Below are 26,019 nucleotides of genomic sequence, written 5' to 3' on the forward strand. Positions count from 1 at the left end.
CGGGCAGGTTATTAATGAGACTTCTGAAACAACCAGTGTTCAATGTCACTGGCGGGCAGAGGTTTTGAGAAGAAGTAACCCTGAATCTGATCGCAACCGTAGGTTTTCAGTAATCCCAGCGTCGCTTCCGTTTCGACGCCTTCAGCCAGCACGGTATAATTCAGCTCTTTCAGCATCTGGATAATGCATCTGACGATGATTTTCGATGCGTCATCCTCACCCATACGCGAGATCAGTGACCGGTCAATTTTAATCACATCCAGCGGGATATCCTGCAAATAGCTAATGTTGCTGTAACCGGTGCCGAAATCATCCAGTGAGATCACAAAACCGTGAGATTTCAGCGCTTCCAGCCCTTTTATCGCCACATCACTTTTGGTGATCAGTTCATTCTCCAGACACTCAATGCCCAGGATAGCGTTAGGCAACTGAGCGGCCGCGAGTTTAGCCACCAGCTCATCGGCAAAATCGGGCCTGGCGAAATCGCGCTCACTGACGTTGATTGAGACCGGAATCAGATCATATTCTCGATTCCAGCGCGCCAGTTGTTCAACGGTGTGATCGATAACCCAGTTGGTCAGATCGGAAATCAGGTTGGTTTTACCCGCTAACGGAATAAATTCGGATGGAAAGAGCTCACCTCGCTCAGGATGATTCCAGCGAATCAGCGCCTCCAGCCCGACCGTCTTACCAGTTCTGAGGCACACTTTAGGCTGCCAGGCCAGATAGAGCTCTTCATCTTTATTCAGCGCCTGAGCCAGATCGTTCATGATCATAAAATCATCGGTGCGCCGCGAGTCGTAACTCTCGTCAAACGACATTGCATTGATGTTTTCATCAATGGCCTCATGCAGCGCGCTCACGGCCTGACGTATCGTTTCATTCGCATTCATCTGGCCCGGAACAAACTCTGTTTCGCCAGTAAAGACATTCAGATCGAGCGTAATGTTTTCCGCCAGGTCGGCCTTCATGCCTTTAAACAGGTCGGGCATATTGTGTGCTGTAAACCGATCCGAATAGGGCTGAACGATGGCGAAACGGCCAGGTGCAAACGAATAGAGTGTTTCATTCTCCGGCAGTTTGAGCCGGTTTGCGACATCCTGCGCCATCTGCTTCAGGAGTTTTTCCATCGGCGCAACGCCTACCGCGCGCGTAAGTTCATAAGCGCGAATGATATCGAGACAGTCGATAAGAATCAGGCGAAAACGGCTATGAGGCGCGGTCAGGGTCAGCTGATGAATATCACGAATCAGGCGGGGACGATTCGGCAGATGCGTAATAACGTCGGCAAAACCCGCGTTATTCCAGGCATCCAGAAAAGAGGAAACCAGCGTAGCCAGTGAGCGCAGCGTGACGAGTTTGTCATCCGCAAAGGGATGTGGCTGCGTATCAGTTACACAGAGTGTGCCCAGCACGGCACCGTCGAGGTTCTGCAGCGAAACGCCGGCATAAAAGCGAATATGCGGGTCGCCTTTAACAAACGGGTGAGTAACAAAGCGCTCATCCAGTAAGGTGTCATACACGACCAGGTGCCCTTCACCATCAATAACATGGCGGCAGAGAGACTCATCACGGGTCGATTGCTTAAGATCAAAGTTACGTGAGGCTTTAATATACTGATTGTGGTCGTCAACAATCGAAATAAAACTGCCTGAAATACCCAGCACCTGGCTGGCGAGATTAACAAATCTCTCCAGCACTTTGTCCCGTGCTTCATCTGGTGACAAAAGTGCCTTAATTGCACTAAGACGTTTTACGTCGCTGCCGTTTTGCTCGTTATGCACTGAAACCTCTCTTATGCAGGCGCAAAAATCGAAATAATTTAGCTTACAAATGCTCAATTAACGCCCAATTATCAGATAAATAACGGCTCAATCTGACAGTACTTTCACAGCGAAACAGTGTCGCACGATATATGATCGCTGTCGAAACCATTTAACGCTCTTCTTTCACGCGCGCAACCTGTGGCGACTCCGGTCTGAAGCCAAGACCAATCAGGCGTCCCAGCACGAAACGCAAGAATGGCAGGCGACGGATAATCGCAGGAATCTTGCTACTGCCCGAGGGTTTTCTTTTTGCTTTGTTGCGACTCATTTTAATCTGAAGAAACTGCGTGGCGACGGTAGGGAACTGACGTCGTTTCTGCACTTTTTCCAGATCGCGCAGTTGCAGTTCACCCCGCTTCAGGGATTCCGTCAGGAGGTTCGCCGTCGCAACTGCATCCTGAATCGCCAGATTTACACCCACCCCGCCAATTGGCGACATGGCATGAGCCGCATCACCAATACAGAGCACGCCGGGTCTGGCCCACTTATCCAGCCGGTCAATACGTATCGACAGCAGCTTAAACGCCTCCCAGCTCTCGATTTCTGCCATGCGCGTCGCTTCAAAAGGTGATAGTGCCACAACCTCTGCTTTAAACGCGTCGAGTCCGGCAGCCTGTTTCGCTTCAAACTCTCCTTTCGGAATGGTCAGCCCGCACTGCCAGTAGTCACCGCGATCAATAACGATAAAGTTCTGACGGGGTCCTTTGTGCCCCATCCCAATGTCGGGATCCTGTGGCTGCTTACTTAAGCGGAACCATATAACATCGCGCGCTGCGCCAAATTCCTGTCCCGTCAGCCCGGCCGCTTCGCGCACACGGGAATGGCGGCCATCGGCACCGACCACCAGTTTACATGTGATATGCAGCTGCTGATTCCCACGAGAAGCCGTCACGCCACTGACCGTGCCATTCTCATATTTCAGCGACTCAAACGACGTTGATTGCAGCAGACTGAAGCCGGGATAGCGGATGCTCTGTTCTGCCATGTAGTTCAGGAAATCCCACTGAGGCATAAAGGCAATAAAGCGACACTGAACCGGCAAACGTGAGAAATCAGCCATTGTAATGCTCTGTCCTGCTATCTCCGCCTCCAGCTTTTCAGCACGCTGATGCGGTAGCCTCAGGAAAGCGTCCAGGAGTTCGAGCTGATGCATAATTTCCAGCGTCGAGGGGTGGATGGTATCACCACGAAAATCGTGCAGAAAATCGGCGTGCTTTTCGATCACTATGACACGCAGTCCCGCGCGGGCAAAAAGATAGCCCAGCATTAATCCCGCAGGACCACCACCCACAATACAGCAGTCAGTGGTGAGAATTTCAGTGGAATGTGGCTGCATATCAGCTCCCTGTTGCGCCATTATTGCTATGATTATTGCGTCAGCCGTGGCGATATGACCGCCACCGGTTGATGGTGCTGTGCTCAGACTAATCACTCAATGCGATTTATTCCAATCGAAGCTGCTGAACGGCCATTATTGATTCAGCAGTGAGGAGATCATCATGAACGTGATCCGCAATACGCTTTTTATTCTGCCGCTGTTAAGCCCACTGGTTGTGGTCGCCGCGCCGTATGACACCCTGAAGTTTGCTCTGCGGCAGCAGCAAATAACGGATGATCTGCGCCAGAAGTGTCAGATATTGCCCGCCGTATCTGATGAAAAATTGCGGCAGACGTTTATCAACGATAAACAGAACATGGAACAGAATCAGGCAACATTAAAAGCAGCGGTGCAGGCCCTGAAAAATCATGACAATCCAGCCTATCGCGAACGCGTGGCACAAGTGGTTTGTCCACCACAAACCGAGTAACACTTTTCCTCAGGCGAAATTGATCCTGGCGTTTGTTTTCACTTTACCACTCAGTAAACTGGCACGCTGGTTTGTTTAAACAAGAATGTCTTAATGAACGAAGAATCACCGCAGCCGGTTTATGTTCCTCGCTCCATTGCAGCGCGTAGCCGGATGTTCCGCGCCCTTCTCTATCGTGATAAAACGCCGCTGGCGATGCTGTTTTGTGCTGCGCTGGTCGGTTCGCTGGTTGGCCTGGCAGGCGTGGCATTTGCACGCGCCGTTGAAACCATCCAGCAGTGGCGTGCCGACACGCTGACTTCAGGGCAGTTACAAGGCTGGATACTCTACGCTACTTCCTTTGCCATCTCGGCTCTGCTGGCGATGGTCGGCTATTTTCTCGTCAGACGTTATGCTCCCGAAGCGGGTGGCTCGGGCATTCCTGAAATTGAAGGGGCGCTTGAAGAGCTAAGACCTGTGCGGTGGTGGCGGGTCATTCCCGTGAAATTCTTTGGCGGCATGGGCACGCTGGGTGCCGGAATGGTGCTGGGCCGGGAAGGCCCAACGGTACAGCTGGGCGGGAACATAGGACGCATGGTCATTGATATTCTGGGAATGCGCAGTAATGAAGCCCGACATACGCTGCTGGCTACCGGTGCGGCCGCCGGTCTGGCTGCTGCTTTCAATGCACCGCTGGCGGGCATCCTGTTTATCATCGAGGAGATGCGCCCGCAGTTTCGTTATAACCTGATTTCGATTAAAGCTGTGTTTACCGGCGTCATTATGGCGAGCATCGTGTTTCGCTATTTCAACGGCGAACAGGCAGTCATCTCCGTTGGCAAGCTGGCTGATGCGCCAGTGCAGACGCTGTGGCTCTATCTGATACTGGGTATGGTTATCGGTATGGTCGGCGTCTTATTTAACCGTCTGATATTCATCACGCAGGATCTTTTTGCCCGCTTTTACGCGGGTAAAACGGCACGTGTGGTACTGGCAGGCGCATTGCTGGGCGGGGGTTGCGGCATTCTGGCTCTTATGTTCGCTCCAGGCGCAGGCGGCGGTTCTGAACTGATTCCCCAGGCGGTTCATGGTCTCTTCCCGTTCACCCTGCTGTTGGTTATCTTCCTGGTCAGGCTGATAACGACTCTGCTCTGTTTTGGGTCAGGTGCACCCGGCGGTATCTTTGCCCCGATGCTGGCATTAGGGACACTACTCGGTACAGCATTTGGGGTGGCAATGACGGATCTGTTTCCGTTTTACCATCTTGATGCGGGTACTTTTGCTATCGCAGGGATGGGCGCACTGTTCGCGGCTTCGGTAAGAGCACCACTCACCGGCATTGTGCTGGTACTGGAAATGACAGATAACTATCAGCTGATATTGCCGATGATCATTACCTGTCTGGGCGCTACGCTACTGGCACAGTTCCTGGGAGGAAAACCACTCTACTCATCTATTCTGGCCCGCACGCTGGCGCGTCAGGCAGACGCTACCCGCTCGCAGTGAGCGGGTAGACGGCTTAGTTACTTATTATCAAAATAATCAGACGGCATCTGTCCAGGTGCCTGATTGATTACGCTATCGTTATCAGGCCCTTCGTTTTTCATGTAAGTCACTTTCGCAAACTCAGGAATAATTACGTACGGATAGGCCGGACCTTCATCGCGGAAGCGGTGCATATCATCGATAAAGTCATTCTGATAGCAGATGGTTTTCTCCGGATGCTGGCCTTCCCCCGCAATCCATTGTGGGAAGAAGATCGTTCCATGAAGCAGAGTGCGATTCAAATCAAACAACAGACTGACGCAGGTGCCGGTAGGTTCATGCCAGTCAACTTTGTAGATGCCTGGCGCAAATTGCACCGCGTGCATTTTCTGGTTGGTTACCCACCGACCACCTACCAATCCCTGATGGATACGGTAGTCACAGGTAGTTTCATTGCGAGCATACCACTCATATTTCCAGCCATTATCATAGGTATAAACAAAATGCGTGCCAATGAACTCAGACAGATCGCTGGCGATATTCTCTGGAGATTCTCCTGACATGTTAACCTCTGTTAAAAAGCGCATTTGAAATGCACGGATGAATGTCAAAAACAGGCTTTAGCACAATAGGTCAGTGAATTTAGACTATGGCGCAGATTCTTTTTTTTGCCATATGCTGCCAGAAATATTTCTGATAAATAAAAAATCGGGGACCGTTTTTTATTTATTTGATAAAACCGCAAGTGAATTGAATTCATCCAGACATAAAGCAGAGCCTCTCAAACCTGTCATACATTGTTGAAGATAAATGAATTGACGGGTCGTCGTCATTAGTCTGAAAGACTGTGTACATCTGAGTCTTAAAATCGGGGGCTGATATCAGAGGCACTAAATGATAAAAGCCCTGACTGAAATAGCCAGGGCTTTTAAGGTACGACAGATTTAACGTTTACCATTAACTAACTTAATTGAAAGGTACTGCTTCGATACTACTATTTATGAACAGATCCTGCGGATAATAATGATCACGAAAGAAAAATGTCATTACCATTAGCGGTTTTCACCACCTGATAGTCTTTCAGGAGACAAAGACAGGTCAGGCCCGTATAAATCTGTACACCCCCATCGCGATATATACTCTTTGATGCGTTGCCTTACTTTCATTACGACGTTTAAACCGCAATCGTATCCTGTCGTAACGTAACGTTCAGAACTACGAGGCCTTACATCATCGCGACGCGATACTGCAAACTACATATTACAACACCTTAAAACTTACTTCGACTCCATTTAACAGGGTTATCATTAACTAATGTTTAGTTTCAAAGAACAATGTTTAACAGAACCGCCGACGATGTTAAACCAATATTCGTCGACACCTTTTACGCTTAACACCACAGGTTTCTGGTGTATCAGGGCTGCTTCATGCCGCTGATGAGTTCTACTTTACGCATATAAAAAACGATGTCAACACTGTTATTAAAGACATGTTTATATCTGCAGTAGAAGGGTTTACTAATTATTTAATCTCTGCACAAGCCCGCAGATTTCCTCTAAAGGTTAAGAATAATTGAAGCCTAATCTATTCGATATAAATAATTCAGCAGGTCACTATTTATTTTCCACGCACGGCGGTAATAAAAAAGGCGCCCGCAGGCGCCCCTCAACCAGTGTATGCCAAAACCTGCTTTATTTTTTCAGGTTTGCCAGCAACACTTTTGCGGTCTCAGCCGATGAACCCGGATTCTGACCAGTAATCAGAAGGCCATCCTGAACCGTGTAGGACTGCCAGTCATCGCCACGTGAGTAGATACCGCCATTCTGTTTTAATGCATCTTCTACCAGGAACGGTACTACGTCCGTCAGGCCAACGCCCTCTTCTTCACTGTTTGTGAAGCCAGTAACTTTTTTGCCTTTAACCAGAGGCGTGCCATCCGCATTTTTCACATCACGCAGGACACCGGGAGCATGACAAACCAGTGCAACCGGTTTGCCAGCCTGCAGCGTTTGTTCGATCAATGAAATGGAGTGTTTGTCATTTGCCAGATCCCACAACGGTCCATGACCGCCAGGATAGAAGACGGCATCAAATGCATCCTGGTTCACCGTATCAAGTCTGACAGTCGAAGCCAGCGCAGCCTGAGCAGCAGAATCAGCATGGAAGCGACGGGTCTCATCGGTCTGAGAATCGGGCTCATCACTTTTTGGATCAAGTGGCGGCTGTCCGCCTTTTGGCGACGCCAGCGTAATGTCAGCACCCGCATCAAGAAAGGCATAGTAAGGCGCGGCAAGTTCTTCCAGCCAGAAACCGGTCTTCTTGCCAGTGGTACCCAACTCATCATGCGAGGTCAAAACCATTAAAATTTTCATTTACGCTCCATATAACAGTCAGTCGGTTTCAGGTGTAAGAATATTCAAAATCTGCGTGTAAGCCGCCAGTCACGGCGTGACCCATTAATCATGGCGGGCTTAAGAATATTTATGAAATTTATCTCTTCAATTTCAGCTATTCACATAGCATTATAGCCTCAATGAAATACGATTTGAATTTACTGCCAGTTTTGCTGGTCATGATGGAAGAGCGTAACGTTACTCGCGCAGCAGAACGACTGGGTATCACCCAGCCGGCGCTATCTAATGCATTGAACCGGCTTCGTGAGACACTCAACGATCCGCTATTTATTCGTGAACGTTATGGGATGCGCCCGACGCCAAAAGCCGAACAGCTGGCTCAGGTGGTTGGATCGGCGTTGTCATCCATCGATAAAGTGATTCTGGGCCAGCAGGATTTTGATCCCCTGCATGCCACACGGCTATTTACTCTCGCACCGAATAGCTACGTTGAATTCATCATGATGCCTGCCATTGTGGCTCGCCTGCGGACTTCAGCACCTAATGTCAGGCTTCGCCTCACCCCTTTTGGCAATGACGTCACCGAAACCGGCGTAATTTCCGGCAACACCGATATGGTGCTGGGTCGAATCGTTGATCCTCCCGATAATCTGGTGGTGCAGCACCTGATGAATGAGAGTCTGGCCTGTGTATTACGCGCAGATCATCCGTTTGCAGGCGATAGCTTCAGTGCCGAACAGTATGAGCAGCTTAAACACGTCAATGTTCTGCCACCTGGACGTATGCGTGCAGGATTGTATCAGGCGCTTGAACAGCGCGGTCTGCGTCGTCAGGTTGCCGTATCCGTGACACATTTTCTCGCCGTGCCAGAAATGATTGCAGTCACAGACTATTGCGCCACCCTGCCACGTCTGATCTGTCAGCACCTTTCCCGGGATCCGCGACTCAAAATTGTTCCCGCACCTGTCGATCTCGGCACGTTTCCTGTGGAAATGGGCTGGCATACACGTTATCGCAGCGATCCAGCCCATCGCTGGTTCAGGACGTTAATCATGGAAACGGCACGGGAGCTTTCTGACTCACAGACAAACAATTAGCATAATCACCATTGCCGCACTAATAGTTAATAACGATATGATAACCTGAGTTAGTATTATTCCCATCGGAGGCAGACACCCTCCCCATTCATCACTCAGGAATATGACCATGAAAAACGTAAAAGCACTCTCTATCGCCGCTATCGCTGCACTCTCAATGATCTCGTTTGGCAGCTTTGCTGAGACTGTTTCTGTGACCTCATCCACACTGGATGGCGCAGAATCTAAAATCGCTGCTCAGGCTCAGGAACAGGGCGCGCAGTACAAAATTACGGAAGCGAACACCAATAACCGTGTTCACATGACCGCAGAACTGTATAAATAACGGATGGTCGCAAACGGATTTGCCAGGAGAGGCTGCCCAACGGGCAGCCTTTTTTGTGCCCGATCAGGCAAGACGGGTGGCGTGTGAACTGCCGGTACGCCACCATAAAATCAGCGCGGCCAGCGCTATCGCTCCGAGTACCGCAAACGCCGTGCTATAGGAATAACGTGCGGCGATCATGCCGGTCATGGCAGGACTCAACGCAGCACCTACACCCTGCATCAGCATAATGACGCTCTGTCCGGCGTTAACATGCCCCGTGCCGCGCATCAACGTAACAATGTAGCCAGGCACCGCCACACCGAGAATTCCAGCCGCAATACCATCCAGCACCTGAACCGGAATAACAAAAATCGGCTCGGCAAAACCTGCCGCAATCACCGCGCGCAGCGGTAAAATCATCAGCGCAACCATAATGAAAAGACGATAACCCTGCGTTTCAACGCGCTTTGACACCCACAGCGCAACCGGGATCATTACCAGTTGTGAAATCACCACCGTTGCCGCCGCATACAGCCCCGGACTTACTGCCGCCTGGCCCCCAGCCGAAGCAACGCGCATGCTCAGCATTGGCAGCAACGCGGCATTGGCAAGATGAAACAGCAGTAACGTCACGCCAGCTATCATGAGCGCGGGTTTACGTATCAGCATCGATAAGTTGAGCGCAGGCTGTCGCTCTTCCTGTTTTTCATACCCACGCGCCACATCGTTATCGATTTCGTCACCGCGAATCGCCAGCGTCGCGAAGGCCGCGAAAACCGCCATCACGGTCATCAGAATAAAAACCGCCCCCATTCCCCAGTACCACGCGGAGAAACCCGCCAGTAAGGCAGCAATGGTATTACCGCCATGGTTAAAGGCTTCGTTGCGTCCCATCTGATGGTTAAAACCACGCTGACCGGTCAGACCCAGGGTAATTCCCGCAACGGTCGGGCCGATGAAGGCCGCCGCAATACCTGCCACGATTTGTGAGACCATCGCCGTCCATGTCTGATTGCTGTACCACAGCAGCAGCGTGGCAACGGTGATGACAAGGCAGCCCAGCAGCACAATCATTTTTTTATGGCGGGTTGCATCGGCAGCGATGCCCGCAGGCAGGGTGGCAAGTAATCCGGCTATTCCGCCACAGGTCATCACCAGACCAATTTCGTCTGGTCGCCAGTGTCGTTCCGTTAAAAATATCCCCAGAAAGGGCCCCAGACCATCGCGGACATCGGCCAGAAAAAAGCTCATTAAACAGAGCGCATAAAGTGAACGCTGAGACATGTAATTTCCCTGGAAAGTAAGTGTTAAAGGCAGTTGCGCTTCGGTTAACAGGGAAATTATGTGTTACAACCTGGAAAGTCACATTTCGTTATAGTAACAAAATGAAAAAGGCCACCCGCAACGGTGTGCGAGTGGCCCTGCGTTTCACTCAACAAAGAGTTAATTATTTATCTGTGCCGAAACCCTGCTTCAGCAGTGCGGGCAGTACAGCCGGGAAATAGATGTTCTTGTAATAACCGCTGACGCTCTCGCTCCAGCTCTCACCGTCATCACGTCCGATGTTTTTCCAGTGCTGAACCATTTCTTCATTATAAGCCGCAATCTGCTGCTCCAGACCCTGAGTCTGGTAGGTCTCATCGTGGCGGAAAGTGGCCAGCGGCAGACGTGGTTTCTGGTGAGCGGGCTGGTCAACGTGACCGATTACCACGCCGGCAACCGGGAAGGTCATCGGTGGAAGATTGAGCAGTGAGATCATTGCCTGCGGATCGCGACGGATACCACCAATCGGCACAATGCCCAGACCTTCTGCACGTGCCGCGGCCATCACTGACCCCAGCGCAATGCCGATATCGGTTGAACCCGATACGATACTCTCAATACTCTGATGAGCGATCTGCTGCTGATCGACAGCGGCCATGCCGACCGCTGATTTATGCATATCCAGCACAAAGGTGATAAACACGGGTGCTTTGGCGATCCACGGCTGACCGCCCGCGATGGCAGCGATCTCGGCACGACGTCCGGCATCACGGGTAATGACAACAGAAACCTGCTGCGAGTTTACTGATGTTGGTGCGCGGTAAGCGGTACTAATTATACGATCCAGTACCGCTTCATCGACAGGTTGCTCAGTGAAACTGCGTTCACTTTTATGACTTGTAAAAATATCAATCAGTTCGCTCATGGTTCCTCCCATATAAAGCGCAACTATAACAGCACAGCGCATACATGCTTGGTAATTCGAGGGTTTTTGGGCGGGCTTTTGTAACTGATTTTTATCATGTACATGTCTATGTACACTTTTGAAATCTATGGCGAAGTCACCAGATTTAGATTGTAAACCTTACGTATCATTTGCCGTTTCAATCGTGGCAGTAACGTTTCCCGGCAAAATGATCCCCTTACGCCCCGGTCCGTCGACTGTCTCATGATGCGCGATAATTGGACCAGTGAACCAGGCATGACAGAGGGCGAAAGCCACAAACAGATTGAGCCACCCTGTTTTGGCAGTAATAAACTATTGCGTATCTCCATGCCACCACACGTGAAAATGCGAAATAATCATCACACTACCGGCAGGTCCGAAACCCTTGTGATATATGCCGGTGAAAGCATATCCCGCTTCATTGACCAGGATTTCTGGATACCCTGCCCTGCAAAAAAAAGACTGGCCTTGCCGCTCTGGTTGAGCCCATCAATCACCCGCATCAGAGCTTCGCTATTCGCCTGCGGCTGATATTCGTCAAACAGACTTAGCTGAGCCACCCCCTGGCTGAAGAAGTCACCAAGCATCACGCCCGCTTTCATATGCCGGTGTCGTGTGTGTCTCTATCCACTTATTCGCAGAGTTAAGTGTGTAATGCCAGTTCATCTGGCCAGGCTCTTTTACAAAGTCGAGTGTGCTGATGGTGAATCGGCCTTCAGCATCGCGCTTAATCGCCTGCCTGAAAGCCATCATGATTTCGTAGTCGCGTGGCATGATAATTCCCCCTTTGATTAATACTGTATGGATAAACAGTAATTGCAGTTGGCAGGTTTGATCAAGGCGAAGCTTACAACAGATTTGTAAAGGGTCTGATGGCGCTGAATTTTTATCTGACGGTCGTTATGAGGCCATCCTAAAGGCATGATATCCGAAGCTGACTTTGCAACCTGAGTCAATCGAAATAAATTGTTGAACGTCTATTTCCTAATAATGGCGTTATGTGTATCCTCCGTGTTATCAGCCAGGGCTGATAGATGGTTTGCCCCAATTGAACAACTTTACGCCCGTGTAACGCGGGTTTTTTTATGCCTTCCGTTAAATTGCCGCTCCAATGATAGCTTACCAACGCAAAACCCACCCCGCAGAATAAATAGATGGCTTGCAGGTTATTTATTCCGTCGCAAATTTTACTACTGCTTTAGTCTGCAAAGAGCGAGAAGCGGACAATTTACCTTACCCATAAATTTTTTCTCTGCGCATTTACAAAATCATTAGAGGTGATTCGGCGGGAGTAATCGTTTTGTATGGCCGCTTTTTGGAAAAGCCGTCATTTGCAGCGAATCCAAAAGTATTCATTCAGCCTGCTGTTGATCGGCTTTGGTATAATCGTTTCAATTAGCCATGTATGACATAAGTCTTTTGAAAGCGCATGATTGCAGTCTGTAAGAGCAACAAAACTTCACTTCGGAAACGCTCGCTTTTGATTTAGAGCGGACATTCATAGTTCCTGAAAGATTCAGTTAATATGAACCGCATTTGATAATCTCCCGTCATCATGATTACAAAAAATATTGCGACACTTTCCAGAAAGACGGGGCCAGCCTGGAATTAAATTTAATAAATAACCATAAAAATCAACGCTGTAAAAGCTTTTTCACTAAGCTTTCCAAAAAATACCGTTAACATTTTGTATGCATTTCTTTCAAAACGTCGCCATATTGTCAACTAATTACTCTTTGTGTGTAATCTTTTTGTTAATACTATTTACGCGAATATGAGGACTTGACTATGAAATCAGTTATCCAAGAGAAGATACTTACTTTAATTTTTTGCGTTGCGATTACAGCTGTAATTGTTAAGTTCATTTCGAAAAGTGCTTTTTACGTTTCACATCCTTCTTTATCCATTTCATTAATAGTTGCTGTAGCAGTAATTATCTCAAACGTGATAGTAACAAATTTAGTTTCAAAAAGAGGATAAATGACATGCTTAGAGAACTGACCGAAAATGAAAGTAATATCGTCTCTGGCGGTAATGCTAACTCAGGTTACGAAGGCTCAAACTGCACCAACGCCGCGATTGAAGGGGGTGTTAACGGTGCAACGGGTGGTGCTGTGGCCGGTGCTATCCGTGGCGGTGTCACGGGCCTCGCTGGCGGCCCTGGAGGGGTAGTAGCAGGCGCGGGTGCCGGGGCTGCTGAAGGGGCTGTTTATGGCGGAGTTCCAGGTGCTATTGGAGGGTATGTAGGTTGCCAGAATAGCGGCTATGCTAACAATGGTGGAAACAGTAGCAATCTCGGCGTAGATTCCAGCGATAACAGCGTGAACTGACAGTGCCATTGGTAGCAGGTTACGAAAGACTGAACCCTAACAGTCTACTATTGTATTTTCGATACTTCAGCTTTAGCCCATTTAACCGCATCATCAGCAAAGTATTGATTACCAGTTAAATAATCAACTACAAGCCCTCCTGCAAGACTTGCAATACAGGATGCCGTCGCTAAGGCAGAGACCCACTCAAGTTCATATCTGCCTGTTGATAAAACAATTGCTAAATCCGGAACGAAGGTAGCATTTAACTCATTAAGTTCACCATCATTATCCACTACATGTACATAATACTCGAAACCTGAAATTGAACCATTAACAGGGCAAGGTAAGAAGCCGCTGAACGTTAAAGGATCAAATTCATCATCCAGTACGCAGGGAAACCCTGCATGAATGATTGAATCCCTAAGAAGAGAAGTAGGAGGGAAGTTTTTTTTAGCTATGTAAATACCGATATCGCGTGACAAGTCTTACTCCTTCTTAGTCAAGTTCTGGCCTATAACAATACATGGAAAACCAGATAATCAGCATCGTTATCCAGCCCCTGTGTGAAGGTGTCCAGCATGCCGCCATCCCTGCCCATCACCAGCTGCAGGTTCTCCCACTTTTTCTGAAAGTCGATTTTCTTACCGTTATAGGTGCCGCCGACCACACCATAAGCGTCATTCAGTCCCCGTACGATGCCATAGGCGTCGGTACGGTGATGGATAGTCTCAAGCTGTTTGTCAATAAGATTAAACATCTTGCCGCCAGTCCGCCCAAATATCAGGGCATTCTCACGCTGCTTCTGTTCTTCTGTGCAATGATTACGGCGATAGATGGGCAGGATGACGTTTTCATAGTATTCAACCGGCGACTGGCTGAAGAGCTGAGCATTGATAAGCGGGTTGCCACGGAAGCGCTTTATGCCTTCCAGGCCGTTGAGCTCAATTTTGCTGGCATCCCATATACCCATTTTCATGAGGTCATGCGTGACCTGATTAGGTAATTTGATAATGCCGTTTAACCGGTTGTAAGCGGTCATCAGCGCATCACCCGCTGAGCTGCCCTTAAGCTCGCCGATAATCGGCTCAAGCTCGGCAAACAACGCTTTATTGCTCAGACCGAACGCAGCAGTGCCGGCTTTGGCCATAAACTGACGGTACTGGGTGAAATCGACATTGCCCCCGGAGGACTGGATTGCGCGGAAGGCAGCGTCAATGAGTCGGTTAATCCGCTCAGGGCTTTTCAGGCCGCCCGCGGTCTCAGTAAAGCGCAGCATATCCATCTGCTTCGCAACCGTGGCTTCGCGCTGGTGCTCATCCAGAACGCGTGAGGCGAATGTGATACGCGCCAGCACGGGGGCAGCCAGTTTCGCCGCGCGCAGCTGCTCATCCACAGACTTCATGCCGGATTCGCTGAATACGCCCTGCGCCTCCACCAGATACTTCAGCATGTCAGTAGCCGATGAGCCACGGACCCACGTGGTTTCGGCAAAATGCATTGCTTCCTCTGTGGTCGCCTGACTCATGCCGAACTGTCTGAACTTCTCAGTCATGGTCTGGTACCGGGCAGCCTCGTCAACAAAACCCTTCAGCATGCTGAAGCCCAGATAGCCGGTGGCCAGACTGGTCATACCGGCTGAATATGAGCCTCCACCTGGTGGCCGGCCATTACCACCGCCGTGGCCAGAGCCACCCCATCCACCAGGAGGGACGCCGTTATTCCAGCCATGCCACCAGCGACTGTTTCCTGCAGGAGGAGGCAGCGCAGGTCCTCCGCCATGGTTCCCATATCCACTGCTGCCCCCTGCAGCCGCGGCACCAGCAGCAGCCCGAACGGGCAACGTTATGGCTGCACCGTAGCTGCCCGCCAGCAGTGGCACATTACGGGAGGCCCGGTTGATGCGCTGTGTCTGGTAGGCAATCTCGCGGATGGCACCGGCATACTCACGCGCGCCGCGTGACGCACCAGAGAACATATTATTGAGGGAGCGATTGAGTGCCCGCAGCGCAGATGTCGCCTCGCGTGCCGCACTGGTCAGTGCTTTAATGTTCCTGGTGATGGTGAGGAACTTCTTGTTCAGTTCAATCGCATCACGGCTCACCTGCAGCAGGTTGCGCGTAATCTGGTCATCCAGCGCCAGCCGCACGGCTACACGGTAAGCCTTAACATCCATAGGAACCTCAATTTACGGGCATAAAAAACCTGCCGGAGCGGGTCGGGTTTTAAGAAAATAACATCAAAATTCGGTGCGACAGGGACTCTATAAGAGCCTCATACCACTCCTTCACTGTTGGATCGAATTGCAAAAACCATAGACTGAAGTAAACCCCTCCAACACCAGCGAGCATATGCAAGCTAAGATTGAACCAGTATGCGTGAGGCCGGTCAGCCCTCTTGATAAGCTCGCATCTGGACGTGCCTTTGAAAGTCTTGGTGTAGACACCAGTTCGGTAATAACTGATTGCTTGCATAACCATTACAAGCCCAGTGACAAAAATTGCAATTACAGTGAACCAATAGCCGTAATCCATGCCAAATAATTCCTTTTATAACTAAGTCTTTAATTGAACCAGCCAGCTATCTGCGTTTAATTATCATACGCATTTTTCGGCTCTGCATTTCCGTTTTATCTGCCAGAACCAGACACTTTACACCATCGATTCCGGCTCATCATTTGAGCATTCACAAATTCCAGTCACTGCGAAAAGACCTGTTTTTTTATCAGGATTCCTATTCCAAAACTTAAGCGTATATTGCCAATGGGGTCTTCCCATATGGCAAGGTTTAAAAATCATAAATGAAAAAAACAATCGTGGCTCTAATCACTCTGGCTCTCCTGGCACCATCTGTCAGCTTTGCACGCGGTGGTCATTACGCTGGTGGGCATGGCTCTTCTCACAAGTATGGTACGTATAAAAACGCTCGTACGGGCAATCATTATGAGAAGCGACACTGATTAATAGTATGGAATCCGTACTCAAAGCCCACTCCGCTGGGCTTTTTTGATTATGCTGAAAGAGTGAATATGCAAAAGAAAAGTTAAAGTTTGCAGCCAGTGTGCCGATAATCAATAACATGCCTGAGTGACTCTTGTGAATGATGATCATGTCAGTTGATACTATTTACCGGCACTTTTAAAAAGCCTGGGCTGAAACGCCACATTGAACACTTAGTGATGCTCAACTCCGTTTAATAGCTGAAAACTGCCGCCGGGACGAAATAGCTGCAATTCACTTTGTCATAAAACTGTGCAATGCCGATCTTGCTACATGCCCTGACTAGGATGTTGAAAAGCAATACCTGCTTCACAAAAACATTCACACATTATAGCGCCTGCTTGCTCAGATTGATTTGCTGCGCAAGCAATAAGCGGTGTTCATTCCCAGTGAATGATTAGGCCGGCAGTCGATACCATAAGTATGTAACTCAAGGAGAACGCTCAATGGAAAAACCAAACCCTCTCGCAGCCCTATCATTGATCATCTGGTTTCTGATGTTTATCCCATGCTTCCGCATGGCTCAGAAAGCTGGTTTCGGATGGAAGATGGCGCTGTTGCTTTCCTTCCCAGGTATCCATTTCATCATGCTCTACGTTTTAGCTTACAAGAAGTGGCCAAGTCTTCCACGCGCATGATAGAAGCACCAATTAATCTAAATGGATTTTAAGTAATGAAAAGATTAACGCCAGCTTTAACTTTTATTTCAATGATGATTACTTCTTTGACTGTTATTGGTGCAGAAAAAAGCACTGATAAAGTTGGTGCTTCAGGTAAATGCCTTGGCTACTTATCTATGTTTAATGAGGAAGATCTCAAGGCTAAATCAACCCGAACTCAAGATCTTCTTGATTTATACAGGTCATCTTTGTCTGAGGCCATGCAGACGTCTTCAATCAACGGGGAGCAGGTCATACCTGCTGATATTTACACACTAAGTATAGATGCATCAGCATTTGTTTCTTAATAAAGCCTCTGCCGGTACCATTATGTCCTCAATGGTACCGGACCAATCGTTCATACCAATGTAAACTGCTTAGTCTCATAAGAAAGAAAAACGTTTGCTGCCCCCGTCCGAACTCCTTTTCTGGTTAAATTCTGGCTGGCAAAATCGCACAACTCGGAGCCTGTGGTGGCCTGAGCGTAAGACCTGCAGCAGCTTTTTAATCGCGGGCACGGACAGGTATTTAAACGACATCAGGCCTGATACTGGTCACACTCATGGTGGCGGAAATGATGGACATTTTTAACAGGCAAGGGCGCGGTCGGAATAAGACCGGTTATGACTGATTCAGCTGACAGATGAGCCGGACTTTTTGCTACCTGATATCAGCCAGAATGCATGGCAGGTGCACATTAAGCTTCATGGTTTTTATAATGATTTTTTAATGCTACGAATGGGGATATTGCATGCTTAAATCCGCGCTTTTTCTCGCTGCCCTGCTCTCTCCTTTTGCCTCTGTCGCCGGGCCCGGTAGTTTTATATTTGAAGTAAATGGTACAAAGGAAACATACTCACCAGGATGTATAAAATCAATAAGTTACGTGCCGAATGATGAGGTTGATTCTGAAAATGTTGATTTCACACTAAGAAATGAGTGTGGAAAAAAACTCTTTGTCAACACAAAGCAGAACATTGGTAAGAAGTTGTCTATTTATTACAAAGGCAATCTGCTTTCCAGCGCTACTATTGTCTCTGTACTCAGGAATACTTTCAGAATATCCAGTAAAGAGATGCCGCGCATAGTTCTGATGCAGCTTCTTTATGACTATGGGGTTAAGCGTAATTAGTGGAAATGTAGGGGAATGAAGTATAGACGAACGCGACAGGATTAACTTAGATTCAGACGTGTAGCAAGTATTACACGAGTGTTGGGCTGTAGTATCCGGGTGGCACTTGCACAATCTATCAAAGGAGAAAAACGGTGAGATGGCTTTTCTTATCCGGAATGTTACTTTCCATGATGGTAATAGCGGATGACCGGTCGTTCGAAACGCCAGAAGTAAAATGCCTGAATGAACACACTATCCCATTCATTAAGTCGGAAGTTCCGCCAAAAGAAATCGTTGATGAGGCCTATGTTACCTGTAAGCCAGAACTGGATGAGTGGAAGAAGTCGCAGGAGCCATTACCTGATGAAATGAAGCAGCACATGCGCAAAGAGCTTTATGACTTCTACATTAGGATGATTGGAAAAAGACGAAATTACGAAACAGGTAAATCATCAAAGGCTGCTCACTGAGACACTTTTTAACGTCTGCGCGGCTAAATTTTCGGGGTTATCAGAAGATGAACTTCCCTGGAAAACCAGACTCTGTATAACAGAAGGAGTAATGAAAATAGCCTACAAACCGAGAACATGTCCTTTCTGCAACTATCCGGGCCTCCAAAAAGAGCCGGATCGGAAATGGTCCTGCAGAAAGTGCGGCCTTGAATGGAAGCAGGAGCAGGATAATCGCGATAAAGATAAACAATGAATCCCGCCCTGCGGGGTTTTTTATTATCTGAAGACGGGTTCAGATATTCCCGGTACCGGTACGCCGCAGCCGTCTGACGTTTCGCACCTGCGACATCCTGCACTATCACGAAGATTGCGCCCGCATCGAGAGTCACCCTTACCGTAACTCGTATCCACCATAACAAGTCAGTGCGGCGCAGATCATTTAAGTTCCAGTACGTCTGACCACATACTGACTGGCGCATTCTCATGGGGAACACAGCATGGTTGTGGAAAAAGGTGCAGTTCAAATGATCGCAATGCCTGCTGATAATCACTCTTGTTTTCGACGACCTATTTTCCCGCCACGAACTGATCACGTATTCGATGGGCATAGGTGCCGATATCGACACGTTCATCCTGCCCATTCCAGAGATAACGGTATTGAATCATCATTCGGCCTTTACGTGATATCCGGACAGATAATCCGTCGCGATCCGTTTTCACCTGAACTTTTTCATATTCCTTGCCCGGCATTGAACTCAGGGCAGCATCTGAGAGTGCTATAGATTCTTTGGAGGTTGGGAATTATGTACATCATTATGTACACGTAAAAAGAGTAAGTGAAGAGAAACACCTGGAATACTGCGGAATACAAAAACTCATCAATTACCTGTTTTTTATGCGATTCGCCAGCTGTCACGTGAATATACGGAATAGCCGGGAATCGAAAGAAAACAGATGGAATAGAAACTGTTATATAGCGCAGGAATAGCAGTAAGTCACAGGGAAAAACATAACCGCACTGGTCATGCTGATGTGGCCTTTTTCAGCCTCCCCAGCGGCTTTTAAGATAGCTCACCGCCTGCTGAGTCTGTGGCTGATTCAGATAGTTCTCTCTGAACAGAATGGTGCCGTTGATATTTGGGTTCGATTCATTGAGATTGAGCTGTTTTTTCAGCTCTGGCACACCACCCTGAAGCGTCCAGTCAGGCTCAATTTTTGAAGGTTCCCCCACTTTGTAGAGCGCCAGACCAATATAGAGCCGGGTTTTAGTGGGTTTCACCACCTCTGCCCACCAGTTTGCCAGCACGTCGTAACGGGCAGCCTGACGGGAAAATGGCCAGTACAGCTGGGGCGCAATGTAATCCAGCAAACCCTGCTGAACCCAGCGGCGGGTATCCGCAAAGGCTTCGTCATAAGCCGCCGCGCCGCGGGTATCGGAACCGGCGGGATCGTGTGAAAGATTGCGCCAGACGCCCGCCGGGCTGACACCAAACTCAACCTCCGGCTTCAGCTGCTTAATGGTGCGAGATACCTGCTCAATCAGCTGCTGCGTATTGTGACGCCGCCAGTCTGCTTTGCTGGCAAAACCCTGGCCATAACGGCTGAAGGTCTGATTATCATTGAGCAGCGAACCCGCAGATTCGGAATAGAAGTAGTCATCGAACTGCACACCGTCGATGGGATAGCGCGCGACAACCTCGGCCACAATGCTGGTAATCCAGTCACGCACCTCAGGAATACCCGGATCGAGCACATAGCGATCGCCAGCGGTGCGGATCCAGTCGCGATGCAATACAAAAACACTGGCCGGATTAAGTGACAGTGTGCGGTTCAGTTCGCTCACGGTAGAGGGTTTAGTGTTCACCGATACCCGGTAAGGGTTGAACCAGGCATGGACTTTGATACCGCGCTTATGTGCCTCATCCAGCATAAACTGCAGCGGATCATAGCCAGGATCGTCACCGATTTTGCCGGTCAGCATATCGGACCAGGGCAGGATTTTTGAGGGCCAGAGCGCGGTAGCATCGGGCTTGACCTGGAAAAAGACCGTGTTAATCCCCAGGCTTTTCAGCTTATCCAGCTTGTCGGTCAGTGATTGCTGCTGCAGGCGAATACGCTCTGCCGCCGGACGGCTGCCATTCACCGACGCTACCGGTGGCCAGTCAAGACGCGATACCGTGGCTAACCAGACGCCCCGTACCGGTTCATGCACCTCAGGACGGTCTGGCTTGCCTGCAGGTAGCGGCTGTTTTGTTACGGGCGGAAAAGGCGTCACCAGCGATTTCGGCGGCTCAGATGCGCAACTGACCAGCAACAACGCCGCAGCGAGCGCGGCGCCTCGCTTAACAGCGGTTCTGGCCTGTGCAGAAAAGAGATTAAAGACGATGATGAACTCCAGTATTGTCTGGTCGGGACGCAAAGAGATGTATTCTCGGTGAGTCTGATTAAATGTCAATGCGTTAGCACAGCGGCAACGGTAAAATCGCCGCCATTAAAATCAGGCCCTGAACCCGCTAGCGCTGTGGAGTGAATTCAATACCGGCAGACGCCAGACAGGCTTTAAGGGTGCCAAACGCATCCTGACACTGCCGCTCATTAACACAGGCGTAGCCCAGCAGCAATCCACGCTCCTCCTGTGGGTGCATATAATATTGCGAAAGCGGCCTCACCTTGACCCCGCGCTTAAGTGCCTCTGCGGCTATCGCCACGTCATCAGCACCGGCTGGCAGCGGCATCACCAGATGCAAACCTGCTTCATGGTTGAATGCCGGTAAAAAAGCAGGCCCCAGATAGCGCTCGATAAGCCGGCAGAGGAACTGTCGGCGCTGACGATAAAGCAGCCGCATGCGGCGGATATGCTCCATGTAATGACCCAGCCGGATAAACTCCGCCAGCGCCCGCTGAATCAACAGATGCCCACCGCGATAGAGCTCCGCCGCCGCAATGCGCAATGGCTGCGCCAGCGGTTTCGGCACCACCAGATAGCCGATACGCAGCGCGGGATAGAGCGTTTTGCTGAACGTACCCATGTAAATAACCGGTGCATCTGCTTCCAGACCCTGCAGTGAAGGGTGTGGCTGTCCCGAAAATCGAAATTCACTGTCGTAATCATCTTCAACAATCCAGCTCTGATGACGGCGTGCCAGAGAGAGCAATGCCTGACGACGGGCCAGACTGAGATGAACGCCCAGTGGATACTGGTGCGACGGGGTCACAAACACCATTTTGGGTGGCGGCCCGCTGTCCGGCACCAGGCCCTGCTCGTCCACGGGCATCGCGCGAATTTTCAGGCCATTCATACGCAACAGATTCCGTGTTCCCCAGTAGCCCGGCTCCTCCATCCAGACCCGATCGCCCGGATCGCAGAGCACCCGCGTCACCAGATCAACCGCCTGATGAACGCCTTCCGTAATCAGAATCTGATCAGCATCGGCTCGCACTGATCGTGCAACCCTCAGATAATCCACCAGCGCATGGCGCAAATCGGGACAGCCACCGCCGCTGCTGTAAACCAGACGGTGAACGTCAGGTTCGCGGTTCAGTCGCGCCTGAATCTGACTGAATAGCTTGTGGGGGAATTCAGTGACATCCGGTGCGCCAGGAACAAATGCGCCCCATTGATACGGTGATGCGGTTGCATGACCGAGTAGCGTGGCACCCCGCTTTGACAACGTCGCCGGTCGTTGCGCCTTCACAGCCTGAAGATCGGCAATCGCATCGCTCTGCAGACAGTTTTCCGGCAGCGTCTCGGCAATCCAGGTGCCGCTGCCGGTTCGCGCCGTGACATAACCCTGCGCCATCAGGCTCTCATAGACATGCATAACGGTATTTCGCGACACACCCAGTTCCCGCGCCAGATCGCGTGTTGGCGGCAAGCGGCTTCCGCGCGGGAATACCTCTTCTATGATCGCGGCCTGCATACAATTCAGCAGCCGCTGATGTAATGAGCCCGTTCTTAGAAACTGTAACCGTGCTAATAGATGATCTGCGTACAACAGTCGCAATTGGCTCCACCTTTCCTCTCACAATTGGCTCTGGCAACTCACCGCGCCTCAGGCATAAATAAACGTGTTTGTCGGGAATTGTAAACACGCATATTAACGAGGTGGAATAAATGAGCGAAAAAAATAACCTGATGCAGCAGCGCAAAGCACAGGCTCTTCCCAAAGGTATCGGTACGCTATGCGACTGGTACGTTGCCCGGGCAGAGAACGCCACCTTATGGGATCAGGACGGTAACAGCTGGATCGACTTTGCGGGCGGCATCGCAGTGCTGAACACCGGCCACCGCCATCCACGCATTGAACAGGCGATTGCCGAACAGTTAACAAAGTTTACTCATACGGCCTTCCAGATCACGCCTTATGAAAGTTACATCGCACTTGCCGAGCGCATTAATCAGCGGGTGCCAATCGCTGGGCCGGCGAAAACCGCCTTCTTCACAACCGGCGCGGAAGCCGTAGAAAATGCGGTGAAAGTGGCGCGTGCCTTTACCCGCCGTCACGGCATCATCACCTTTGGTAACGCGTTCCATGGCCGTACCTTTATGACCATGGCGATGACCGGGAAAGTGGCGCCTTATAAACGCGATTTCGGCCCGATGCCGCCGTCGGTGTTTCATGCACGCTATCCCAGCGCGGTTCAGGGAATCAGCATTGAGGCCGCGCTGACCAGCCTCGACGAAATTTTCTCTCAGGACATTGCACCGCATGACGTCGCCGCAATCGTGCTGGAGCCGGTACAGGGCGAAGGTGGTTTCCATGCGGCACCGGCAGAGTTTATGGTGCAGCTGCGCGAACTGGCTGACCGTCACGGCATTCTGCTGATTGCAGATGAAGTGCAGAGCGGATTTGCCCGCACCGGCAAGCTATTTGCCATGGAACACTATCCGGTGAAGGCCGATATCATCACGATGGCCAAAAGCCTGGCTGGCGGGATGCCGCTCTCTGCCATCGCAGGTCGTGCAGAAGTCATGGATGCGCCTGCGCCTGGTGGGCTGGGCGGAACCTATGCCGGAAACCCGCTGGCTATCGCTTCAGCGCACGCGGTTCTGGATGTGATTGAAGAGGAGCAGCTCTGTCAGCGTGCCGTTGAACTCGGTGCCCGGCTTGAAGCTGAGCTGCAGGAGCACCAGCGCAAGCATCCGGATATTGCTGACGTGCGTGCGCTGGGTTCGATGGTAGCCATGGAGTTTTATCAGGCCAGCACCGCGCAGGCCGTTCAGAAGATGGCAATGGAACAGGGCCTGCTGCTGCTGACCTGTGGAGCCAAAGGCAATGTCATCCGCTTCCTTTACCCGCTCACCATTCCGGATGCCCAGTTCAGCCAGGCGCTGACCATTCTCTCCACGGTGATCAATCACTGTGTCGCATCTGCCGGACATCCCGTCGTCCCAGCCTGATTTCGCTGGCGCGTTAACGCAAGTTTATCCCCGTTCGTCCGGTCTCACAGGCCGGACGCCGTCTGGAGACGTTTACATGACGATGACTCAGAATGCGAATGAAGATTCGCTCGCCCAAAACCTGAAACCGCGCCACGTGCGTATGCTCTCAATTGCTGGTGTGATTGGCGCAGGACTGTTTGTTGGCTCCGGCCACGCAATTTCTGAAGCGGGCCCGGCGGTCCTGATCTCTTACGCAGCGGCGGGTGCCCTGGTCGTATTGATCATGCGAATGCTGGCTGAGATGGCTGTTGCCTCGCCCGACTCCGGCTCGTTCTCAACCTATGCAGATAAAGCTCTCGGACGCTGGGCCGGTTTTACCATCGGCTGGCTTTACTGGTGGTTCTGGGTGCTGGTAATTCCGCTGGAGGCCAATGCGGCAGGCACCATTCTGCATGCCTGGTTCCCCGATATCGCCATCTGGCAGTTCACTTTCGCCATTACATTACTGCTAACCATCACCAACCTGCTCAGCGTGAAAAATTATGGCGAGTTCGAATTCTGGTTTGCCCTGATCAAGGTCGTTGCCATCATCCTGTTCCTGGGCGTGGCGGGTGCGGCAGTATTTGGTTTGCTGCCGGACAGTAACACCAGTGGCCTGTCGCATCTTTATGACACACATGGTTTTATGCCGAATGGTATCGGCGCCGTTGTCGCGGCCATTCTGACCACCATGTTCTCATTTATGGGCACAGAAATTGTCACGATAGCGGCTGCCGAGTCGAAGAATCCTGGCAAGCAGATCACCCAGGCAACCAATTCGGTTATCTGGCGTATCGCGCTGTTCTACCTGCTCTCCATTTTCTTTGTGGTGGCGCTGGTACCGTGGAACACGCCAGGACTGGTTGAACAGGGTTCATGGCAGACGGCATTACAGGCGATGAACATTCCGCACGCACGATTGATTGTCGATCTGGTGGTGCTGATGGCGGTGTGCAGCTGTCTCAACTCCGCACTCTATACCTCTTCACGTATGCTTTACTCGCTGTCACGCCGTAAAGATGCGCCTGCCGCTGCTTCACGCACCAATCGCAGTGGCACACCCTGGGTTGCCGTACTGCTCTCTACGGCGGCTGCGTTTCTGGCGGTCATCGCGAATTATCTGGCGCCCAGCGCCGTGTTTGAATTTTTGCTGGCGACATCAGGCGCGATTGCACTGCTGGTCTATCTGGTGATTGCCGCGTCACATCTGGTGTTACGCAAAAAGCGTGAGAAAGCGGGAGAGGTCCTGAGCTACCGCATGTGGCTATTCCCGGGCCTGACCTGGGTCACTATTCTCTTTATTGTGACAGTGCTGATTATTATGTTGTGTGATCCGAAACATCAGTCTGAGCTTCTGGCAACCGGCGGGTTAACGCTGGTGATTATCGCCACCAGCCTGGTTCTGCGTCGTAAAAAAGAGGTTCGCCAGCGAACGAAATACTTTACTCAGCGTTCTTCCGACCCCTCATAATTTCTGGTAATTCTTTAACAGTAAATGATGCCCACCTTTCACAGCAAAGGTGGGCATTTCTGCTTTTATATGCAGAATAAAATTTGAAAGCTTATTCCAGATACTGGCTGAAGCGCAGCAGATACCCATCCGGATCCTGTACCAAAAACTCCCTCTGACAGGCAATCGTCTCGCCAGTGTCATAATGGTTATCCCGCATCTCACGAAACAGTGGCACGGCATGCTGCTGCAAACGCGTTAATACAGCGTCAATGTCGTCCACCTCGATCTGGAAATTAATGCCCCGGCCAAGCGGCCAGTGCAGCCCGGCGGTGTTCCAGCCCTGCGGATGGAACTGCTCAATCATCAATTGTGCTTCTCCATAGCAAAGGTATGCGAAGTCGGGCTGCTGACGCTGAATCCTTACCTCAAAGCCCAGCACCACAGTGTAAAAGTGCATCGAAGCGGCGAAGTCAGTGACGGTGAGTTCTGGCACCATGCGATTCCAGTACAGATTGTTATCACTCATAAAGGCATCCGTTTTTGTCT

The 26,019-nt window shown here is 50.4% G+C and carries 23 protein-coding genes and 1 pseudogene; 11 read left to right on the top strand and 13 right to left on the bottom strand.

Annotated features, from left to right (window positions below):
- Positions 1-11 precede the first annotated feature (11 nt).
- Together EE896_RS19000 and EE896_RS19005 are read right to left on the bottom strand one after the other, a co-directional pair.
- The gene (locus EE896_RS19000; protein ID WP_003854944.1) at positions 12-1,784 is read right to left on the bottom strand and encodes a sensor domain-containing phosphodiesterase; all 1,773 of its coding nucleotides are present in this window, start codon (positions 1,782-1,784) and stop codon (positions 12-14) included.
- Positions 1,785-1,935: 151 nt separating this feature from the next.
- Positions 1,936-3,162: an FAD-dependent oxidoreductase gene (locus EE896_RS19005; protein WP_003854942.1), complete on the bottom strand. Its 1,227-nt coding sequence runs from the start codon at positions 3,160-3,162 to the stop codon at positions 1,936-1,938.
- 163 nt (positions 3,163-3,325) lie between these two features.
- Here EE896_RS19005 and EE896_RS19010 point away from each other — a divergent pair, with 163 nt between their 5' ends.
- Together EE896_RS19010 and clcA are read left to right on the top strand one after the other, a co-directional pair.
- Positions 3,326-3,634, top strand: a complete 309-nt coding sequence (locus EE896_RS19010) for a YicS family protein (protein WP_003854940.1) — start codon at positions 3,326-3,328, stop codon at positions 3,632-3,634.
- Positions 3,635-3,727: 93 nt separating this feature from the next.
- Positions 3,728-5,119 (top strand): H(+)/Cl(-) exchange transporter ClcA, encoded by a 1,392-nt coding sequence (gene clcA / locus EE896_RS19015; protein ID WP_140915639.1) that lies wholly within the window; start codon positions 3,728-3,730, stop codon positions 5,117-5,119.
- 17 nt (positions 5,120-5,136) lie between these two features.
- Here clcA and EE896_RS19020 read toward each other — a convergent pair whose 3' ends face one another.
- Both EE896_RS19020 and EE896_RS19025 read right to left on the bottom strand, forming a co-directional pair.
- Positions 5,137-5,661 (bottom strand): phenolic acid decarboxylase, encoded by a 525-nt coding sequence (locus EE896_RS19020; protein WP_003854933.1) that lies wholly within the window; start codon positions 5,659-5,661, stop codon positions 5,137-5,139.
- Between the two features lie 1,128 nt (positions 5,662-6,789).
- Positions 6,790-7,470, bottom strand: a complete 681-nt coding sequence (locus EE896_RS19025; protein ID WP_008924585.1) for a type 1 glutamine amidotransferase domain-containing protein — start codon at positions 7,468-7,470, stop codon at positions 6,790-6,792.
- A gap of 161 nt (positions 7,471-7,631) precedes the next feature.
- On the opposite strand from EE896_RS19025, the gene EE896_RS19030 reads away from it, so the two are divergent.
- The gene (locus EE896_RS19030; protein WP_003848191.1) at positions 7,632-8,549 is read left to right on the top strand and encodes a LysR family transcriptional regulator; all 918 of its coding nucleotides are present in this window, start codon (positions 7,632-7,634) and stop codon (positions 8,547-8,549) included.
- A gap of 109 nt (positions 8,550-8,658) precedes the next feature.
- Positions 8,659-8,874 carry a YdgH/BhsA/McbA-like domain containing protein gene (locus EE896_RS19035; protein WP_003848189.1) on the top strand — a complete coding sequence of 72 codons (216 nt, stop codon included), beginning with the start codon at positions 8,659-8,661 and terminating at the stop codon, positions 8,872-8,874.
- Between the two features lie 63 nt (positions 8,875-8,937).
- Here the strand turns inward: EE896_RS19035 and EE896_RS19040 are convergent, their stop codons facing one another.
- The 4 genes and pseudogenes from EE896_RS19040 to EE896_RS22440 form a co-directional block, all read right to left on the bottom strand.
- Entirely contained in the window at positions 8,938-10,140 is a 1,203-nt protein-coding gene (locus tag EE896_RS19040; RefSeq protein WP_008924583.1) for an MFS transporter, read from the bottom strand.
- Between the two features lie 163 nt (positions 10,141-10,303).
- Complete coding sequence (locus EE896_RS19045) at positions 10,304-11,044, bottom strand: nitroreductase family protein (RefSeq protein WP_008924582.1); 741 nt, start codon at positions 11,042-11,044, stop codon at positions 10,304-10,306.
- 380 nt (positions 11,045-11,424) lie between these two features.
- Positions 11,425-11,676: pseudogene (locus tag EE896_RS19050) on the bottom strand (DUF4113 domain-containing protein); the annotation flags it as partial.
- Positions 11,642-11,839 carry a hypothetical protein gene (locus tag EE896_RS22440; RefSeq protein ID WP_003848181.1) on the bottom strand — a complete coding sequence of 66 codons (198 nt, stop codon included), beginning with the start codon at positions 11,837-11,839 and terminating at the stop codon, positions 11,642-11,644. The gene EE896_RS22440 and the pseudogene EE896_RS19050, both read right to left, overlap by 35 nt.
- Before the next feature lie 1,211 nt (positions 11,840-13,050).
- Here EE896_RS22440 and EE896_RS19055 point away from each other — a divergent pair.
- Complete coding sequence (locus EE896_RS19055) at positions 13,051-13,395, top strand: hypothetical protein (protein ID WP_008924580.1); 345 nt, start codon at positions 13,051-13,053, stop codon at positions 13,393-13,395.
- A 47-nt stretch (positions 13,396-13,442) separates the two neighbouring features.
- Here the strand turns inward: EE896_RS19055 and EE896_RS19060 are convergent, their stop codons facing one another.
- Both EE896_RS19060 and EE896_RS19065 read right to left on the bottom strand, forming a co-directional pair.
- Positions 13,443-13,859: a hypothetical protein gene (locus tag EE896_RS19060; RefSeq protein WP_008924579.1), complete on the bottom strand. Its 417-nt coding sequence runs from the start codon at positions 13,857-13,859 to the stop codon at positions 13,443-13,445.
- 29 nt (positions 13,860-13,888) lie between these two features.
- Complete coding sequence (locus EE896_RS19065; protein ID WP_140915638.1) at positions 13,889-15,550, bottom strand: hypothetical protein; 1,662 nt, start codon at positions 15,548-15,550, stop codon at positions 13,889-13,891.
- A 1,269-nt stretch (positions 15,551-16,819) separates the two neighbouring features.
- Between EE896_RS19065 and EE896_RS19070 the strand changes: the two genes are divergently transcribed.
- From EE896_RS19070 to EE896_RS19085, 4 genes are all read left to right on the top strand, one after another.
- Positions 16,820-17,011, top strand: coding sequence for a hypothetical protein (locus EE896_RS19070; RefSeq protein WP_008924576.1), 192 nt, complete (start codon positions 16,820-16,822; stop codon positions 17,009-17,011).
- 35 nt (positions 17,012-17,046) lie between these two features.
- Positions 17,047-17,340 (top strand): hypothetical protein, encoded by a 294-nt coding sequence (locus tag EE896_RS19075; protein WP_110411916.1) that lies wholly within the window; start codon positions 17,047-17,049, stop codon positions 17,338-17,340.
- Positions 17,341-17,783: 443 nt separating this feature from the next.
- Positions 17,784-18,164, top strand: a complete 381-nt coding sequence (locus EE896_RS19080; protein WP_008924575.1) for a SecDF P1 head subdomain-containing protein — start codon at positions 17,784-17,786, stop codon at positions 18,162-18,164.
- A 134-nt stretch (positions 18,165-18,298) separates the two neighbouring features.
- Entirely contained in the window at positions 18,299-18,616 is a 318-nt protein-coding gene (locus EE896_RS19085) for a hypothetical protein (RefSeq protein WP_008924574.1), read from the top strand.
- Positions 18,617-19,640: 1,024 nt separating this feature from the next.
- On the opposite strand, the gene EE896_RS19095 is transcribed toward EE896_RS19085, so the two are convergent.
- Positions 19,641-21,017 carry a glycoside hydrolase family 10-like protein gene (locus EE896_RS19095; protein ID WP_008924572.1) on the bottom strand — a complete coding sequence of 459 codons (1,377 nt, stop codon included), beginning with the start codon at positions 21,015-21,017 and terminating at the stop codon, positions 19,641-19,643.
- A 94-nt stretch (positions 21,018-21,111) separates the two neighbouring features.
- Positions 21,112-22,602: a MocR-like pyridoxine biosynthesis transcription factor PdxR gene (gene pdxR, locus EE896_RS19100; RefSeq protein ID WP_181162234.1), complete on the bottom strand. Its 1,491-nt coding sequence runs from the start codon at positions 22,600-22,602 to the stop codon at positions 21,112-21,114.
- Positions 22,603-22,712: 110 nt separating this feature from the next.
- On the opposite strand from pdxR, the gene gabT reads away from it, so the two are divergent.
- Together gabT and gabP are read left to right on the top strand one after the other, a co-directional pair.
- On the top strand, positions 22,713-23,999 hold the full coding sequence (gene gabT, locus EE896_RS19105; RefSeq protein ID WP_140915636.1) for a 4-aminobutyrate--2-oxoglutarate transaminase: 1,287 nt from the start codon (positions 22,713-22,715) through the stop codon (positions 23,997-23,999).
- 76 nt (positions 24,000-24,075) lie between these two features.
- Entirely contained in the window at positions 24,076-25,491 is a 1,416-nt protein-coding gene (gabP, locus tag EE896_RS19110) for a GABA permease (RefSeq protein ID WP_003848167.1), read from the top strand.
- Positions 25,492-25,582: 91 nt separating this feature from the next.
- Here the strand turns inward: gabP and EE896_RS19115 are convergent, their stop codons facing one another.
- The gene (locus EE896_RS19115; protein WP_033761264.1) at positions 25,583-25,999 is read right to left on the bottom strand and encodes a bleomycin resistance protein; all 417 of its coding nucleotides are present in this window, start codon (positions 25,997-25,999) and stop codon (positions 25,583-25,585) included.
- Positions 26,000-26,019: the final 20 nt, after the last annotated feature.

It is taken from the genome of Pantoea eucalypti, from assembly GCF_009646115.1.
In the GTDB taxonomy this organism is placed as follows: Bacteria; Pseudomonadota; Gammaproteobacteria; order Enterobacterales; family Enterobacteriaceae; genus Pantoea; species Pantoea eucalypti.

Bases quoted from the DNA above. Each gene is read 5' to 3' on its own strand.
- EE896_RS19010 (WP_003854940.1), top strand. From the start codon at position 3,326: ATGAACGTGATCCGCAATACGCTTTTTATTCTGCCGCTGTTAAGCCCA.
- EE896_RS19030 (WP_003848191.1), top strand. From the start codon at position 7,632: ATGAAATACGATTTGAATTTACTGCCAGTTTTGCTGGTCATGATGGAA.
- EE896_RS19045 (WP_008924582.1), bottom strand. From the start codon at position 11,044: ATGAGCGAACTGATTGATATTTTTACAAGTCATAAAAGTGAACGCAGT.
- EE896_RS19055 (WP_008924580.1), top strand. From the start codon at position 13,051: ATGCTTAGAGAACTGACCGAAAATGAAAGTAATATCGTCTCTGGCGGT.
- gabT (WP_140915636.1), top strand. From the start codon at position 22,713: ATGAGCGAAAAAAATAACCTGATGCAGCAGCGCAAAGCACAGGCTCTT.
- EE896_RS19020 (WP_003854933.1), bottom strand. From the start codon at position 5,661: ATGTCAGGAGAATCTCCAGAGAATATCGCCAGCGATCTGTCTGAGTTC.
- gabP (WP_003848167.1), top strand. From the start codon at position 24,076: ATGACGATGACTCAGAATGCGAATGAAGATTCGCTCGCCCAAAACCTG.
- EE896_RS19035 (WP_003848189.1), top strand. From the start codon at position 8,659: ATGAAAAACGTAAAAGCACTCTCTATCGCCGCTATCGCTGCACTCTCA.
- EE896_RS19005 (WP_003854942.1), bottom strand. From the start codon at position 3,162: ATGCAGCCACATTCCACTGAAATTCTCACCACTGACTGCTGTATTGTG.
- EE896_RS19115 (WP_033761264.1), bottom strand. From the start codon at position 25,999: ATGAGTGATAACAATCTGTACTGGAATCGCATGGTGCCAGAACTCACC.
- EE896_RS22440 (WP_003848181.1), bottom strand. From the start codon at position 11,839: ATGCCACGCGACTACGAAATCATGATGGCTTTCAGGCAGGCGATTAAG.
- EE896_RS19080 (WP_008924575.1), top strand. From the start codon at position 17,784: ATGCTTAAATCCGCGCTTTTTCTCGCTGCCCTGCTCTCTCCTTTTGCC.
- EE896_RS19075 (WP_110411916.1), top strand. From the start codon at position 17,047: ATGAAAAGATTAACGCCAGCTTTAACTTTTATTTCAATGATGATTACT.
- clcA (WP_140915639.1), top strand. From the start codon at position 3,728: ATGAACGAAGAATCACCGCAGCCGGTTTATGTTCCTCGCTCCATTGCA.
- EE896_RS19025 (WP_008924585.1), bottom strand. From the start codon at position 7,470: ATGAAAATTTTAATGGTTTTGACCTCGCATGATGAGTTGGGTACCACT.
- EE896_RS19040 (WP_008924583.1), bottom strand. From the start codon at position 10,140: ATGTCTCAGCGTTCACTTTATGCGCTCTGTTTAATGAGCTTTTTTCTG.
- EE896_RS19065 (WP_140915638.1), bottom strand. From the start codon at position 15,550: ATGGATGTTAAGGCTTACCGTGTAGCCGTGCGGCTGGCGCTGGATGAC.
- EE896_RS19070 (WP_008924576.1), top strand. From the start codon at position 16,820: ATGGAAAAACCAAACCCTCTCGCAGCCCTATCATTGATCATCTGGTTT.